We start from the raw sequence: 15,559 nt of genomic DNA, 5'->3' as shown, positions 1-15,559 counted from the left end.
ATGACGAGTGCAAGCGATGTGAAGCTCTGGCCGGCGATGTCGTTCCGCGACTGCGACGCGATGATGTCCTGGCTCTCCGCGATCGGGTTCACCGAGCACGCCACCTACCGCGACGAGCGGGGGGAGGTCGTGCACGCCGAGTGGCTCTGGCCGTACGGCGGTGGGATCATGTTCGGCGCCGACACGAACGGGATCGTCCACAACGCCGGCGGCTCCGCTGCGTACCTGATCTGCGACGACCCCGACGCCCACTTCGACAAGGCGGTGGCCGCCGGAGCCGCGGTCGTCCGGGAGATGGCGGACCAGGACTACGGCGGCCGCGGCGGGAGCGTCACGGACCCCGAGGGGAACCAGTGGTCGTTCGGCAGCTACCAGCCGTCCTGAGGACGGCTCACGGCAGCAGGGTGATGGTCAGGGTCTGGCCGTCGTCGCCGACGGTGACCTCTCCGGACGCACCGGCATGCTCGCCCGTGCCGCCGGTCACGGCGAGGACGTCCCCGGTCGGCGCGACGGGGCCGACCGGCTTGTGGGTGCCGCCGCCGACGAGCGTGATCGTGCCGCCTTCGACGACGACCACCATCGAGCAGAGGTGCCCCTCGTACTCGTTGTCGAGGGTGACGCAGTCGCCCTGGAGCCGGCCGGCGACCTCGCCGTCGGCCAGGAGCGTGGTCGCGGCCAGGTTCCGGTCCCCGGTCGAGTCGCCCTTCTTGCCGACGTCGACCATCTCCTGCTCGGACCGGGCCGGGTCCATCGTCAGCTCGAGGACCGTGGCCTCGGCGGTCGGTGAGGGGGAGTTGCTGGTGACGGGGGCCGCGGCCTCGCCCTCCTGGGTGGAGCACGCGGAGACAGCGACGGCGAGACCGAAGGCGGTGGCACCGACTGCGGTGCGGGAGAGAGTGTTCATGGGACCAACGCTCGCTGTGGCGCCGGGGTTCGCACATCCGGCGCAGGAGCGGCTCACCGCCGCCCTCGCGGGCGACCGCCCGTGTCGTCCTCAGGAATGACGGCACGGGGCCCGGCACAGGGCTAGCGTGCCGGATGTGCGCGCGCTCGCTCTTCTCCGCCGGCACTCGGACGCCGCCCTCGGTGCGGGTGTAGCCGCGGTGTACGTCGCGGAGGTCTTCGTCCGCGGCGAGCGCATGGTCCCGCTGCTGACCCTCACGCCGCTGGTGGTCTTCATCCTCTGGGTCCGTCGTCGGGTGGCGCTCCTGGCCCTCGCAGCGTGCGTGGCCACCTGGGTCGTCAGCGAGGAGATCGACCCGACGTTCAACGAGGAGGGCGGGCTCGCCTGGTTGGCCACGTGGTTGGTCGCGCACTACGCGCTGGGGCGGTGGAGCGACGGTCTCGTCGCCTGGTCTGCTCCGGCCGTCGCCGTGGCCGCGGGGGTCACGCTCGGGTGGGACGACGTCGTCGTGTCGGGCACGGCCGACCTCGCGTACTTCGTCAGCATCTCGCTGCTGCCCTGGGCCGTCGGGCTCTTCGTCCGGCTCCGGCAGCACCACGTCACGGCCCTGCAGGAGGAGAATGCCCGGCTCGAGCGGGAGCAGGTCGAGGCGGCCCGGCGGGCCGTCGCCGAGGAGCGATCCCGCATCGCCCGGGAGCTCCACGACGTGGTCTCGCACGCCATCGCGGTCACGGTGCTCCAGTCACGGGGAGCGCGGCGCAAGCTCGGGCAGGACGACGCGGCCGTCCGGGCCGCGCTCGACGCGATCGAGCAGACGAACGCCGCGGCACTGGGGGACATGCGGCGGTTGCTGGCGGTGCTCCGCGACACCGAGGGGCTCGACGGTGCGGCGGCGCTGCACGAGCCGACGCCCTCGCTGGCTCGGATCAGCCAGCTGGTGGACGAGGTCCGCGCGTCGGGGGTCCAGGTCGAGCTGGCGCTGGACGGTGAGCCGGGCGACGTGCCGCCAGGCGTCGACCTGTCGGCGTACCGGATCGTGCAGGAGGCGTTGACGAACGTGCTCAAGCACGCCGGCCAGCAGGCGACCGCCGTGGTCCGTCTCGTCTTCGGCCCGCAGGAGCTGCTCGTCAGCGTGCAGGACAACGGCAACGCCAGCGGGCAGGGGCGGAGCTCGGGCCACGGGCTGCTCGGCATCCGGGAGCGGGTCGCGGTCGTCGGTGGCGAGGTGACCGCCGCGCCGGTGGACGGCGGTGGGTTCGAGGTCCGGGCCCGACTTCCCTACGTGCTCGAGGTCCCGTGACCGCGATCCGGGTCGTCCTCGCCGACGACCAGCCACTCGTGAGGACCGGGCTGCGCATGATCCTCTCCGAGGAGGAGGGCATCGAGGTCGTCGGAGAGGCGGCCGATGGGGAAGAGGCCGTCGAGCTGTGCCGTGTCGAGGAGCCCGACGTCGTGCTCATGGACGTGCGGATGCCGGGGACCGACGGTCTCGAGGCGACGCGGATCGTCACGGCGGCCGAGCGACCGCCGCGCGTGCTGGTCCTGACCACCTTCGACCTCGACGAGGTCGTGTACGACGCACTCCGCGCCGGTGCGTCCGCATTCCTGCTCAAGGACGCACCGGAGGAGCGGCTCGTCACCGCGATCCGAGTGGTGGCGGAGGGCGGGTCGATGTTCGCACCGAGCGTGACACGGCGGCTGATCGAGGAGTTCTCCCGCCGCCGGCCGACGACACCGTTGCCGGCTTCGGGATTGACCGAGCGCGAGACCGAGGTGCTGCGGCTGATCGCGCGCGGCCTTTCGAACGCGGAGATCGGCGCGCAGCTCTACGTCACCGAGAACACCGTGAAGACCCACGTGGCGCGGATCCTGACCAAGCTCGGCGTGCGTGACCGGGTCCAAGCGGTCGTGCACGCCTACGAGTCCGGGCTGGTGCACTCGGGCTGACCGAGTCGGTCGTGCCGGTCACGCGGCCTTGAACGGGTCGTGCTCGGCGAGGAGCCGCTCCACGCGGGCCTCGTCGAGCCGGGCCACCACCTGGGTCTGCTCCTGGTTGTCGCGCACGACCTTCGCGAGCGTGAACGAGGAGCTGACGAGGAACAGCGCGCCCATGGCGAGGAAGGCGCGCTGCCACGGGTCGACCGGCAGGTAGCAGATGCCGAGGACGACGGCGAGCAGCGCGATGCCGAACGACAGGGCGGCCTGGGCGTAGAAGGCGGTCGTGGTGCGAGAGGTGCCTGGAGTGCTCATGGCTCCACCCTCGTCGCTGCGGAGCCGCCAGGGATCCGGGCGGGTGCTCAACCTGGTGAGTACCGCTACTCACCAGGCTCCGGGACCGGACCGCCCCGGGGGACGACCCCACCTGTGGCTTCCTGCCAGCAGGGATGTGCCGAGGTCCCGCCCGTTTCTACGCTCGCGACATGAGACGAACGACATTCCTCCGACTGACAGCCGCCTCCCTCCTGACCGCCTCGGTCCTCACCGGCTGCGGCGTGTCCCTCGCCGACGAGGCCGACCCCGAGCGGATCGAGTACCAGCGCGAGCTGCGCGAAGACGCGCGCGAGGAGCATGAAGACGCGCGCGAGGAGCGTGAAGACGCACGTGACGAGCACAGGGACGAACGGGAAGACGCACGCGAGGACGCCCGCGACAGGCGCGAGGACGTCCGTGAAGACGCACGCGACCGACGGGCGGACGAGCGCGACGAGAACGAGCGCGACGAGAACGAGAACGAGCGGGACGAGGACGACGACGAGGGCGACGAGAACGAGCCCGACGAGGGCGGGGCGGGCGACGGCGAGGCCTGATGCGCGCACGCAGGACGCCACTGGCGTGCCGTACCTCGGAAAGGGCTCCGAAAGGGGCTCGGAAAGCACTCCTCGATGCGGGTTCCAGGACGGTACGGTCACCGGGTGGAGAGGGAGCTCTCCGTGGCCGAGGTCGCCGACGCTCTCGGGACGAGCGCACAGACGGTCCGGACCCTGTTGCGGAAGGGCGAGCTCGGCGGCGAGCGGAGGCCGTGGGGTGCTCGCTCGGTCTGGGTCGTGCCCGAGTCCGCGCTCGACGCCTTCCTGGCTGAGTTCGGCCGGCTCGACGGGCGACGTCGCGACGCCCGCCCCGCTCCCAGCTCGCCACCCGTCCTCGTGCCCGTCCCCGGCCTTCCGCACCCTGGTCCGCAGCTGAACGACCCGCTCCCGGTCCCGAAACCTGATCCGTTCGACGAGCCCTCCGGCTGGGTCCTTTCGCAGATGCTGGCCGGACCCTCCGCGAGCGAGTCCGTCGACGAGGACGCACGGACGCGCATCGACGGCGAGGCGCCGACGGCCCGCGAACGTCCTCGCCGCAGGCTCCCGTGGTTCTTGCGGGTGCGGGGGCGCGCCACGGTCGTGGTGCTCGTCGTCGGGGTGCCGTTGCTGGCGGCGTACTTCTACGCCCGCCTCGTGCCCGGGGCACTCTGGTTCCAGGAGCTGGGGCAGCTGCAGCTCTTCCGCCGAGTGCTGGAGGCGCAGGTCGAGCTCCACCTGCGGGTGCTCGTCGCGGTCAGCGTGGTCGTCGGGGTCAACCTGGCTGTCGCCTGTCGGGGCAGCGCGCTCACCCGCCGACCAGGCGGCGTGCTCGGGATCGCCGCTGCCGCGCTCGTGGTGGGCACCCTCTTCGCCTCGGCCACGGCCGGAGCGCTCCAGCGCTACCTGCTCTGGCAGCACCGCCAGCCCTTCGGCGAGGTGGACCCGATCCACGGGAAGGACGTCGGGTTCTTCGTGTTCTCGCTGCCGTTCCTCCTCACGCTGTCGGTCTGGCTGCTGACGCTGCTCGCGATCACGTTCGCCCTCGTCACCCTCGTCCACCGGGTGCGCGGCGCCGTCGGCTTCCGCCCCCTGCGGGCCCGGACCGGCGCCCACGCACACCTCGCGGTGCTCGCGGCCGCGTTCCTCGTGGTCCTGGCCTGGCGCTTCCGGCTCGAGCAGTACCGGCTCGAGCTCCGGCAACCCGGACCGACCCGCACCGAGTCGTTCGCAGGGGCGGGGTACGTCGAGGTCCACGTCACCTCGCCCCTCCTGACCGGCGGGATCGTGGCCGTGCTCGTGCTCGCCGTGATCTGCCTGCTCTCACCGCTGGTCGCGAGGACGCGGCTGGCCCGGCTCGGGCGGCTGGTCGTGGGCGGCGGCGTCGTCGGTGCGGCGGCGGCGGGTGTGCTCGCGCTCACGCTGGTGCCGCACCTGGTCCAGCGCTACGTCGTCGACCCCGACCCCCTTCTGTCGGAGGAGCCGTACCTCGAGTGGTCCATCGCGGGAACCCGGGCGGCGCTGGGGCTCGACGAGGTGGACGTCCAGCGCTACGACCCCGGCAGCGAGTTCGACGCGGCCGACTTCGCCGAGTCGCGGCAGCGGTTCGAGCGGCTTCCCGCCTGGGACGGCTACGTCATCGGGGCCCGCATGCGGCAGCTCGTGACGGAACCGCCGTACTTCAGCCCCGCGGACCCGGTCCCCGACGTCGTGCAGACCCGCAAGGGTCCAGAGCTGACCCTCGTCAGCGCCCGCGAGCTGGACCTCGCCCGCGTGCCGGACCAGGGGAACGAGTGGGTGAGCGACCGGCTCTCCTACACCCACGGCCTGGGGCTGGTCCGCTTCTCGAGCAACGACGTGGGCGCCCACCGGCAGCCGCGGCTGATGGACTCCGGTCTCGACGTGCCGGAGCCGCGCCTGTACTTCGGTGACCTGCCGAGCCCGGCGCCCGAGGACCCTGTCGGACGGGAGGTCCGGCTGCTCACGCCCACGCTGGACGAGGCCGTCGCGGACTCGCAGTGGGTGGTGGCGAACACGCGGCGGCCCGAGGTCGACATCCCCACCACGGCGGGCGGTGACGACGAGCCCTACCACTACGACGGCGACGGGGGCATCGCGCTGTCGAGCTGGCCCCGCCGGGCGATCTTCGCGCTGGCCCTGGGGAGCATCGACCTGCTGCTCTCGGACGAGATCACCACCGAGTCGCGGCTGCTGCTCCACCGTGACGTGCACGACCGGCTGGAGACGCTCGCACCGTTCATCCACTGGGACGCCGAGGCCGTCCCGCTCACCGCAGACGATCGGGTCCTCTTCGTCGTCGACGGCTACACCACCAGCGACCACTACCCGTACGCCGAGCGCGTGGCACTGGGCGACGCCAGGGTCAGCTACGCCCGAGCATCGGTGCTCGCCACGGTGGACGCGTTCACCGGGGCTGTCGAGCTCTACGTGACCGACGAGGACGAGCCCGTCCTGCGGGCGTGGCGCGAGGTCTTCCCCGATCTGTTCACGCCGTTCGAAGCGCTCCCCGACGAGCTGGACGGCCGGCTGCGGTACCCGGCGGAGCTCTTCCACGCCCAGTCCACTGCCTATGAGCGGTTCCACACCACGCGCCCCGACGTCTTCGTCAGTGGCGCCGACACCTGGGCCCGCCCGCTGGCGCTCTCCGGGCCGATCGAGGTCGCGGGCGACATCGACTTCGACGAGTCCGACGAGGACGACCTGCGGCTCACGATGCCGCCGATCTACATCTGGGTGCCGCCGCCGGACGAGGAGGACCCGCGGCTGGTGCTGACGACGTACTACTCGCCGCAACGCGGGCAGAACCTCGTCGGGACCCTCAACGGCTGGGTGGACGGCAGCGGTCGGGCCCGGCTGGTCGCACGGGCGCTGCCGCGGGAGCCGGTGACGCTGGGACCTGCCCAGGTGAGCCGGCTCGTGTTCGCCACCCCCCGGGTCAGCAACCTGCTGGGGCTGCGCAACCTCGAGATCCGCGACCTCGACAAGTCCTCGATCGACGCGGTGATGCTGGGTCGACCGCGGGTCATGTTCCTCCCGGGCGGGATCGTCCAGGTCCAGAGCCTCTACGAGGGGTCGCGGGGGCCGGGTGCCGCGCGGCTGCTGGGCGTGACCGCGTTCGTCAACGGTCGAGCCGGGTTGGGGCCGGACGTGCCGTCGGCCGTGCGCCAGGCGTTGAACGAACCGCCGTACGTCGAGGTGCTGCGACCCGACGAGCCGCTCGTCGTCGGTCGGCCGGCGGAGATCGCGTTCCGGGTCGACAACGCGCGGCGCGAGACCGTGACGATCACCTCGGCGCACCACCGGGTGAGATCGACGCTCCGGCTCGAGTCGGGCCGCGGCACGGTGACCTGGGTGCCCACCCGGGCCGGCACCGCTCGGGTCCGGGTCACGGTGGCCGGTCTCGACGGGACCAGCACCTCGGCGTTCGCCGCGATCGAGGTCCAGGGGCCGCCGCCACGGCTCCGGCTCGTCGACCGGCCGCAGACGGCCGAAGTGGGTCGTCCGCTGCGGGTGCGGTTCGACGTGGCGAACGGCGTGCACGAGATCGCCGAGGTCGTCACCCGCTCCGGCATCGCGTTCACCCGGCACTTCGAGATCCAGGACGGTCGCGGGGTCGTGGAGTGGGTCCCGGAGAGCACGGGGACGGCCCGGCTCGTCCTGGAGGTGCGCGGGACCGACGGCTGGGTGGTCCGTCGAGGGCTCACCGTCGAGGTCGGGCCGCGCAGGGTGGTGACGCCGCCGACGCTGACCGTGACCAGCTCGCCCCGGCGCGGGACCGTGGGGGAGCCGGTCGCCGTGCAGTTCTTCGCCGAGGGCTGCCGGGCGGGGACTGCGGCGCTGAGCGACGACGGGGGCGAGCTCCTCCAGGAGTGGAGGTTCGCCTGCACGGGGGATCCGGCCGAGATCACCTGGACCCCGACGACCGCTGGTGAGGTCGTGCTGACCGTCGTCGCCCGCGGGGACGCCGGAGTGACCCAGACCTCGGTCACGGTGCGCGTGCGGGAGCCCTCGTGACCGGCGCCGCGCCCCGGACCACGACCGCGCCGACGTGGCGGCGTCCTGTCGTGGTGGCCGTGCTCTGCTCGCTCCTCGGCGTGGCCGTCCACGTCGCCGGCGGTGCACTCCCCGTGCAGATCGAGGCTGTCTGCCTGGGCATCGGTGTCGTGGGGGCTGCCTTCATGCTCGCCTGGGCCGCGGACGCCGGGGAAGCGGTCTTCTCCGGCGGCCTGGTGCTGGCGGTCGTGGCCCTGGTGACGGTCCTGCCGGAGTTCGTCATCGAGATCCGGTTCGCCTTCATCCAGGCCGCCGAGCTCGTCACCGCCAACCTGACCGGCGCCACCCGGCTCCTGCTGGCCGGAGCCCTGGCCCTGCCGCTGGTCGTGCTGCTGACGGCACAGGCGCGCGAGGGGGTGGCGACCCGCGTGCGGCTCGCCGAGAACCGCCGGCTCGAGCTCGGCATCCTGCTCCTCACCTCGATCTTCGCCATCCAGATCACCGTGCGCGGCAACCTCTCGGTCGTCGACTCGGCCGTCCTGGTCGCGCTCTACGTGGTGTACGCGCGTCGGGTGCAGGGCACGCACGGCGAGCAGCCGGCCGTCGTGGGGGTTGCCTCCGCCCTCGTCGCCCTCCCGGAGCAGCGCCGACGGCTCGCTGTCCTCGGCATGATCCTCGGCCCGGGCGCGGTGGTCCTCCTCATCGCCAACCCGTTCGCGGACGCGTTGCTCACGACCGGGGCGTCCCTCGGCGTCGATCCGTACCTGCTGATCCAGTCGGTGGTTCCCGCGGCCACCGAGTCACCGGAGTTCGTCGTGGTCGCGGTCCTGATCGCCAACCACCGTCCCGCGCAAGGGATGGCGCTGTTCCTCGCCTCGTCGGTGAGCCAGTGGACCCTGGGCATGGGCGCGCTGCCGCTGGCCTACTTCGCAGGCGGGGGAGGGCCGGTCATGCCGCTGGCTCCGCGCGAGCAGCTCGAGCTGTCGTTCACGATCGCGATGACCCTGTTCGCCGTCGCGGCGCTGGCGACGCTCGAGCCGAAACGGGTGGACGTGGTGCTCGTGACGGTGCTGTTCGTCCTTCAGCTGCTGCACCCGGTGGCGCTGCTCCGGCTCGCGGCCACCTTCATCCTGCTCGTGTTCGCGATCGACCTGCTGCTGTCCCGGCGCCGAACGGTGCGCCCGATGCTCCGGGCGGTGTGGGGCCGACAGGAGGGACCCTGATGAGACCCCCGCCCTTCCTCCGCCGGGCAGCGGTTCCCGAAGGTCTCCGGCAAGCCGCCGCCCTCGAGATGGCCGCTGCGTTCATCGTCGGCGCCGGCTGGTTCGCGGCCGTCACGGTCCTGCTCGCGAAGCCGCTGCCGGAGTCCGCGGCGACCGCGGTGGCAGTCATCACGCTCGACGTCGTGGTCGTGCTCCTGACCGCCCGGTACTGGGACATCCCCTACGCGGTCACCGTCGGCGTCGCCAGCGTGGTGGCACTGGACTGGTACTTCATCCCTCCGACCCATGCCCTCGAGCTGCCCGACGCCCGGAACTCCCTGGCGCTGGTCACGTACCTGCTGATGGCCTCGCTCCTGGGGGAGCTGGCGGTGCGCGCCCGCCGGACCGCGGTGGAGGCCGAAAGTGCCCGCGCCGGTCTCGCGGAGGAACAGGCGGCGCTCCGACGGGTCGCCACGATCGTCGCGCGGCAACCGCCGCCGGAGGCGGTGTTCGCGGCGGTGACCGAGGAGATCGGCAGGCAGCTGGGTGCCGACGTGGCCACGTTGAGCAGGTTCAACCCGGACGGCACTGCGAGCGTCGTGGCGAGCTGGAGCGCTTCCGGACCGAGCCTCGAGGTCGGGTGGCGGTACCCGCTCGAAGGGCTGAACGTCACCGGCGAGGTCTTCCGCACCGGACGCGGTGCGAGGGTGGACAGCTTCCAGGGCGCCGCCGGGTCGTGGGCCGCCACGCTGCGTCAGCTCGGCGTGCGCTCCGCGGCCGGGTGCCCGATCACCGTCGACGGGTCCGTCTGGGGAGCGGTGGTCGTCGCGTCCCGATCGACCGAGCCGGTCGACGAAGCGGTCGAGACCCGGTTGAGCGACTTCACGGACCTGATCGCCACGGCGATCGACAACGCGCAGGCCCGGGTGGACCTCCTCGCCTCACGCACCCGGCTGGTCGCCGCGGCCGACGAGGCCAGGCGCCGCATCGAGCGGGACCTGCACGACGGGGTCCAGCAGCGGCTGGTGTCGCTGGCGCTGGGGGTGCGGCTCGTCCGGGACGACGCCGCGGACGGCGCCGACGTGGTGCCGCGGCTCGACGAGATCTCCACGGCACTCACCGGCACCCTGGACGAGCTCCGGGAGCTCTCCCGCGGGATCCACCCGGCGATCCTGACCGAGGGCGGGCTCAGGCCCGCCCTCGCCGTCCTCGCCCGCCGCTCCGCCGTCCCCGTCGAGCTCGAGGTGGGGGACATCGGCAGGCTTCCCAGCCCCGTCGAGGTCGGTGTCTACTACGTGACCTCCGAGGCACTCACGAACGTGGCCAAGCACGCACGCGCGTCCGTGGTCCGGGTGACGCTGCGGCTGGCCGGCTCCGTCCTGGAGCTGAGGATCGACGACGACGGCGTCGGGGGCGCCGACCGCGACGGCGGCTCCGGGCTCACCGGGCTCGAGGACCGGGTCCAGGCGCTGGGCGGTCGGCTGGAGCTGACGAGCCCACCGGGCGCCGGCACCACGCTCGTGGCCACCTTTCCCGTCCTGGTCGCGGACTCAGCCGCGCCCGGCGAGGACCGCGCGGAGGGCCGGGCCTGAGAGCCGGTCCTTCGCCACGAAGCCCGCGGCAGGGCTCGCCGCGACCAGGTCGGCGAGGTCCTCCTCGGAGTGCGTCGACATCAGCACGGTCGTCACCGGCGGCCCCTGGTCGTCCCGCGCCAGGTGCCGCGCGAGGTCGAAGCCGCTCTCCGGGCCCAGGTGGACGTCGACCAGCGCCACGTCGGGTCGTCGCAGGGCCACGCTGGACACCGCCTCGGCGCTGCTGCGGGCCGTACCGACGACGTCGAAGTCGTGGCGGGCGAGGAGCTGACGGGCCTGGTCGAGGAAGGTGGGGTTGTCGTCGACGATCAAGATCGTGGTGCGCACGGCTCCATGGTGCAGGGCAGGACGCCGTCCGGCATTGCGGCTAACCCGAACTCGGTCACGCGCCCAGCGCGCCCCGCTCCTCGCTGCCCGGAGGGTCGTCGCGACCGGGACCACGCCGGCCCAGAACGGCCCGCCGACGGGCAGCAGCAGGAGGAGCAGGAGCTGTGCGGCGCCCGAGGTCCAGCCGTCGACGGTGCCGACTGTCGTCTCCAGCGCGTCGAGCACGCCGCGCACCGGGGCGGCCACCGAGGACGGCCAGAGGTCCGGGCCGAACCCGGCCCGTGCCGCGATCGAGCCGAGCAGGCGGGTCACGGCCTCCCCGGCGAGCTGCTGCTCGACGACCCGCACCAGCAGCACGATCGTGCCGGCGAGCGTGGTGCCGCGCTCCCGGGGGCGGATCGATGTCCAGGCCGGGGGTCGTGCTGCTGCAGCTGCCACCATGACGGTTCCTCGCGAAGACGTGCGGTTCGGACCGTCCCAGGGTTGCGAGGAAGGCCGGTCCTCCGCGTCGCGGACAGCCGGGAACCGTGGTTCCCGCGAGCGACCCCTCGCCGCTACCTGCTGGCAGGAAGGGGCCGCGCCCCGGTCGGGTAGAGACGCGGGCTCAGCGTGCGTCGAGGTAGGCGACGACCGCCCTCACGCGGCGGTGGTCCGCGACGTCCTCCTGCAGGTCGAGCTTGTGCATGATGCTCTTGACGTGCTTCTCGACCGTGCCGGGAGTGACCCACAGCTGCTGGCTGATGCCCATGTTGGAGCGTCCCTCGGCCATCAGTGCGAGCACCTCGAGCTCGCGAGGGCTCAGCGCTGCAAGAGGGTCGTCCCGGCGCTGCTGACTGATGAGGTCCTGGACCAGCGACGGGTCGACGACCGAGCCGCCTCGGGTCACCCGGCGCACCGAGTCCAGGAAGTCGTCGACGTCGACGACCCGGCTCTTGAGCAGGTAGCCGATCCCCTTGCCGTCCGCCAGCAGCTCCATCGCGTGCGCCACCTCGACGTGAGCCGAGAGGACGAGCACCGCCACCTCGGGCAGCTCGCGGCGGATCGTGGTGGCTGCTTCGATCCCCTCGAGGCTGTGGGTCGGGGGCATCCGGATGTCGGTCACCACGACGTCCGGGACCTCGAACCGCACGAGCTGCAGGAGGCTCGTTGCGTCACCGGTCTCGCCGACCACGGTGAAGCCACCTCGCTGGAGCAGGGTGACCAGTCCGGCACGCAGCAGGACGTCGTCCTCGGCCACGACGACGCGCGAGCCGCCCGCCTGGTCGGTGTCCAGACGGGCGGCGGTGCTCGGGACGGGCTGCGTCATCGCCACGATTATGCGCCCCGAAGGAGCTCTTGCGCCTCCGTGCCGGTCGGTGGAGCGGTCCGGTTCCCGGAAGGTACGTCGTCTGGGGTTCACTCGCCCCCGCCGTACTCGCCGAGCATGAGCCGGTTGGCGCGAGCGACCCGGGCCCGCGCCTTGACGAGGGCGGCGCGTGAGCGCTTGGTGAGGGTCTTCGACGCAAGAGCGGTACTGATCTGGCGGAGCTCGGCCGGGAACTGGCCCAGCACGTCGGACATGCCGTCCGCGTAGTCGTCGCCCTTGGCCGGGGGCAGTCCGACCACCTTGCCGATCATGCGGTTGCGGCTGACGTGGGTGCGCTGCAGGGCGCGCCCCAGGCGGCCCACGACCCGCGGCCCCTTCTGGCTCGCGAGCTGGGGGACCAGGGCGGAGGTGACGCGGTGGTCGAGCCCGAGCACCGCGAGCACGGCGCCGGGGCCGGGCGGCTCGTCGCTCTCCGGGTCCGCCGGTGGCTTGCCGATCTGTCGGACCGCGGCGCGCTGGGCCTCGACCACCTGCCTGCTCAGGACCGTCAGCGCGCGGACCGCCTTCGCGCGTCGGCCCGCGCGGAGCCGCGCGGCTGCCTTCGTCAGCGTCGCCTGGGCCTTGCTGAGCGGGCTCGACGAGACCGCGAGTGCCGTCGACGAGCCGGCGACACCGGATGAGGGTCCAGGGGTGGACGTGACGGCTGCGGTGGCAGGGCCCGCCGCCAACGCCAGCGCCGTCACGGCGACCACGAGGGGGAGGGAGAGGCTGCGGTGGATCATGTCCGGCTCCGTTCTGGTGGGGTGCCCGGGATGGGGTGGACCACGCCACTGTCGTCCGGGACTCGGGGTCGCGGCTTCGCCGCTAGCCACCAACTCGGCCTACTGGTCAGCAGGAAGGACGGGCCCCCGACGCCTTTGGGCGGTCGGGTGCGCTCCTCAGAGCTGTGCGACCAGGCGCAGCGCCTCGTCGCACCAGCCGACGAGGTGGGTGAGGATCAGCCCGCGCTGCTGGTAGAGGTGTGCCGAGTCGACCACCTCGTGGTAGGCGCGGTGCTCGTCGCGGTGGGCCTGTTCGAGCATCAGCGGCAGGAGCCAGGAGTACTTCACGCACGACGCCACGACCCCCAGCCGCACCTCGTGGTCCCGCCCGCGCCACCCCGCTTCGCGCACCCCCGCCAGGTACGCCGCGAAGCACGCGTCGTCGAGGTCGCTGATCTCGGCGGCGGGCCAGAACAGGTCGAAGGCGGCGTCCGGCACGTGGTTGCCGAGGTCCTCGCCGACGGCTCCGTCGCCGACGAAGGCCCAGTCGAGCAGGACGACCTCGCCGCTCGTACGACGGATCTCGTTGCTCGCCCAGACGTCGAGGTGGCTGCGGGTCCGGGGGAGCCGCTCCATGACGTCGAGCAGCGCGTCGCGGTGCGCGAGCAGGCGGCGCCACCCCTCGCGGAGCCCGTCGGGCCAGGTGTCCCGGACCAGCGGCCGGCGCCACGCGTCGTCGTCCTCGACGAGGCCGACCGACGGGCGGGTCTGGCCTGCGGAGTACGCGCGCAGGAAGCCGGCGAAACTCCACGCCGCGCGCAGCGGCCCCTGCGCCTGCCACCGCCCCAGCCCCGCGGCGACCGCCTCGTGGTCGGCGAGCGTGAACGCCGTGCCTGGTGTTCCGGGGACGTCCTCCAGCCACAGGGTCGCGCCGTCGTCGTGCTCGACCACCTCGCATGCCGGCATGTCGAGCCCGGTGCCGTCGAGGCTCCGGCGCAGCTGCTCGTCCTGGTAGGCCTCGACCTCGCGGCGCCAGTAGTTCCAGTGACGCGGGTCGTCCGAAGCCGCCCACCGGTCGGTCCGCTCCGGAGCTGCCGAGGCGGCGCGCAGCACCTTGCGGATCGACGAGGTGCCGTCCGTCCTCCTCACGCGGTCGACCGACGCGGTCACCGCGTTGTGGGGGTTGTGGCGGAGCGGCTCGAGCTGCAGGTCTTCCGTGGTCATCACCCCATGCTGCGAGGCGCCCCGCTGTTCCCGCACATGACTTTTACAGGGCTGTCTCCACATCCGGACGGCCCCTGTCAGAACCGTTGACACCACCTGGCGGATGCACTCTAATGAGCGGGCGTCTTAAGTGACGATGAAGATCAAGCGCAATTCTTCAGCGTGGACGGTTTGCGTGATCCGATCTCTGCACCGCTGGTGCAGAACAGCAGGCCAATCAGGAAGTCTCGGTCCCATCGGGAGAACAGGAAGACCTCATGACCCACCCCCCACGGAAGCTGCTGGCTGCGGCTGCGTGCGCCCTCGCACTGACCGCGAGTGCGTGCGGCAGCGACACCGACAGCGGCAGCGGTAGCGATGGCTCGGTGAAGCTCACGATCGCCAGCTGGGGCGACCCGTTCACCTCGGCGACGCGCGAGCACCTGGTCAAGCCCTTCACGGAGGAGACCGGCTACGAGGTGGACATCGTCGACGCGCCGGGCAAGTTCGTCGCCAACCTCGAAGCGCAGACCCAGGCGAACAACGTGGAGTGGGACCTCCTGGACTCCACCTCCGGGCCCGACGCCTACATCGCCCACGACCGGGGCCTGATCGCCACGATGCCCGACGACGTGAAGGAGCGGCTCCTGGAGGAGCTGCCCGAGGACGCCGTGACCGACTTCGGCATCAGCTGGTCGGTGCTGGGGTACGTCGGCGCCTGCAACGCCGAGGCCGTCGACACGTGCCCGACCGACACAGCCGGGCTGTTCGACACCGAGGAGTTCCCGGGCAGCCGCACCTCGATCTCCACCTCGCCGCTGGTGAACCTCTCGATGGCCGAGATCGCGAACGGTGTGACGATCGACGAGCTGCCCACTCACGAGATCGACCTCGACCGTGCCTTCGAGACGCTCACGGAGTTCCAGGACGCCTCGGGTGCTTGGTGGTCCTCCGGTGACCAGAACCTCCAGGTCTTCGAGAGCGGCGAGGCCGAGCTCGGGATCAGCTACAGCGGCCGCGCCTACGGCCTCATCGACAGTGGAACCCCCGTCGAGGTGATCTGGCAGGACGGCCTCTACAACCCCGGCTTCTGGAACGTCACCGAGGGCTCCGACAATCCGGACGAGGCCTGGGAGTTCGTCGAGTGGATCGCCTCCCACCCCGAGAACGCGGCCGCCTGGGCCGAGGCTCTCGGCTACTCCGTGCCGAACCCCGAGTCCTTCGACTTCATCGACGAGAAGACGGCGAAGACCCTCGCGGACTTCCCCGAGAACCGCGAGAAGCTCGGCCTCATGAACTACGCCTGGTACGTGGAGAACTACGAAGAGGTCAACAAGCGCTGGCAGGAATTCCTGCGCGGCTGAGACTGAAGGGCTTCTCACGTGACCACGCTGCAGCAACCGCCTCACGAGCGTGCGGCCACCCCGACGCGGACTCGTCGATGGACACCGCACCTGGCGAACGGGC

The 15,559-nt window shown here is 72.1% G+C and carries 14 protein-coding genes; 8 read left to right on the top strand and 6 right to left on the bottom strand.

From position 1 onward, the window contains the following. Complete coding sequence (locus FIP57_RS19325) at positions 1 to 384, top strand: VOC family protein (RefSeq protein WP_148575197.1); 384 nt, start codon at positions 1 to 3, stop codon at positions 382 to 384. A gap of 7 nt (positions 385 to 391) precedes the next feature. On the opposite strand, the gene FIP57_RS19320 is transcribed toward FIP57_RS19325, so the two are convergent. Then, complete coding sequence (locus FIP57_RS19320) at positions 392 to 904, bottom strand: hypothetical protein (RefSeq protein ID WP_148575196.1); 513 nt, start codon at positions 902 to 904, stop codon at positions 392 to 394. 136 nt (positions 905 to 1,040) lie between these two features. Here FIP57_RS19320 and FIP57_RS19315 point away from each other — a divergent pair, with 136 nt between their 5' ends. Continuing rightward, entirely contained in the window at positions 1,041 to 2,204 is a 1,164-nt protein-coding gene (locus tag FIP57_RS19315; RefSeq protein WP_148575195.1) for a sensor histidine kinase, read from the top strand. After that, positions 2,201 to 2,851, top strand: coding sequence for a response regulator (locus FIP57_RS19310; protein ID WP_338039940.1), 651 nt, complete (start codon positions 2,201 to 2,203; stop codon positions 2,849 to 2,851). Before FIP57_RS19315 ends, FIP57_RS19310 begins: the two co-directional genes overlap by 4 nt. A gap of 18 nt (positions 2,852 to 2,869) precedes the next feature. Here the strand turns inward: FIP57_RS19310 and FIP57_RS19305 are convergent, their stop codons facing one another. Then, complete coding sequence (locus FIP57_RS19305) at positions 2,870 to 3,154, bottom strand: YiaA/YiaB family inner membrane protein (RefSeq protein WP_148575194.1); 285 nt, start codon at positions 3,152 to 3,154, stop codon at positions 2,870 to 2,872. Positions 3,155 to 3,324: 170 nt separating this feature from the next. Between FIP57_RS19305 and FIP57_RS19300 the strand changes: the two genes are divergently transcribed. The 4 genes from FIP57_RS19300 to FIP57_RS19285 all read left to right on the top strand — a co-directional run bounded on the left by FIP57_RS19300 (position 3,325) and on the right by FIP57_RS19285 (position 10,495). Beyond that, positions 3,325 to 3,711, top strand: a complete 387-nt coding sequence (locus FIP57_RS19300; protein WP_148575193.1) for a YtxH domain-containing protein — start codon at positions 3,325 to 3,327, stop codon at positions 3,709 to 3,711. A gap of 105 nt (positions 3,712 to 3,816) precedes the next feature. Then, complete coding sequence (locus FIP57_RS19295; protein ID WP_162529878.1) at positions 3,817 to 7,722, top strand: UPF0182 family protein; 3,906 nt, start codon at positions 3,817 to 3,819, stop codon at positions 7,720 to 7,722. Further along, positions 7,719 to 8,924, top strand: coding sequence for a hypothetical protein (locus FIP57_RS19290; RefSeq protein ID WP_148575191.1), 1,206 nt, complete (start codon positions 7,719 to 7,721; stop codon positions 8,922 to 8,924). Before FIP57_RS19295 ends, FIP57_RS19290 begins: the two co-directional genes overlap by 4 nt. Next, the gene (locus FIP57_RS19285; protein WP_148575190.1) at positions 8,924 to 10,495 is read left to right on the top strand and encodes a sensor histidine kinase; all 1,572 of its coding nucleotides are present in this window, start codon (positions 8,924 to 8,926) and stop codon (positions 10,493 to 10,495) included. The genes FIP57_RS19290 and FIP57_RS19285 overlap by 1 nt, the downstream gene beginning before the upstream one ends. On the opposite strand, the gene FIP57_RS19280 is transcribed toward FIP57_RS19285, so the two are convergent. The 4 genes from FIP57_RS19280 to FIP57_RS19265 all read right to left on the bottom strand — a co-directional run bounded on the left by FIP57_RS19280 (position 10,454) and on the right by FIP57_RS19265 (position 14,113). After that, positions 10,454 to 11,263, bottom strand: coding sequence for a response regulator (locus tag FIP57_RS19280; protein ID WP_148575189.1), 810 nt, complete (start codon positions 11,261 to 11,263; stop codon positions 10,454 to 10,456). The genes FIP57_RS19285 and FIP57_RS19280 overlap by 42 nt on opposite strands. 163 nt (positions 11,264 to 11,426) lie before the next feature. Then, complete coding sequence (locus FIP57_RS19275) at positions 11,427 to 12,128, bottom strand: response regulator transcription factor (protein ID WP_148575188.1); 702 nt, start codon at positions 12,126 to 12,128, stop codon at positions 11,427 to 11,429. A gap of 89 nt (positions 12,129 to 12,217) precedes the next feature. Continuing rightward, complete coding sequence (locus FIP57_RS19270) at positions 12,218 to 12,910, bottom strand: hypothetical protein (protein WP_148575187.1); 693 nt, start codon at positions 12,908 to 12,910, stop codon at positions 12,218 to 12,220. A 156-nt stretch (positions 12,911 to 13,066) separates the two neighbouring features. Then, positions 13,067 to 14,113: an aminoglycoside phosphotransferase gene (locus FIP57_RS19265; protein WP_148575186.1), complete on the bottom strand. Its 1,047-nt coding sequence runs from the start codon at positions 14,111 to 14,113 to the stop codon at positions 13,067 to 13,069. 257 nt (positions 14,114 to 14,370) lie between these two features. Here FIP57_RS19265 and FIP57_RS19260 point away from each other — a divergent pair, with 257 nt between their 5' ends. Continuing rightward, positions 14,371 to 15,456 (top strand): extracellular solute-binding protein, encoded by a 1,086-nt coding sequence (locus tag FIP57_RS19260; protein ID WP_148575185.1) that lies wholly within the window; start codon positions 14,371 to 14,373, stop codon positions 15,454 to 15,456. The last annotated feature ends 103 nt before the right edge of the window (positions 15,457 to 15,559 follow it).

The organism is Nocardioides caldifontis, assembly GCF_008087345.1.
Taxonomy (GTDB): Bacteria; Actinomycetota; Actinomycetes; order Propionibacteriales; family Nocardioidaceae; genus Marmoricola_A; species Marmoricola_A caldifontis.
Note: the sequence above shows the minus strand (reverse complement) of the source record. Positions and strands in the feature narration are given on the sequence as shown.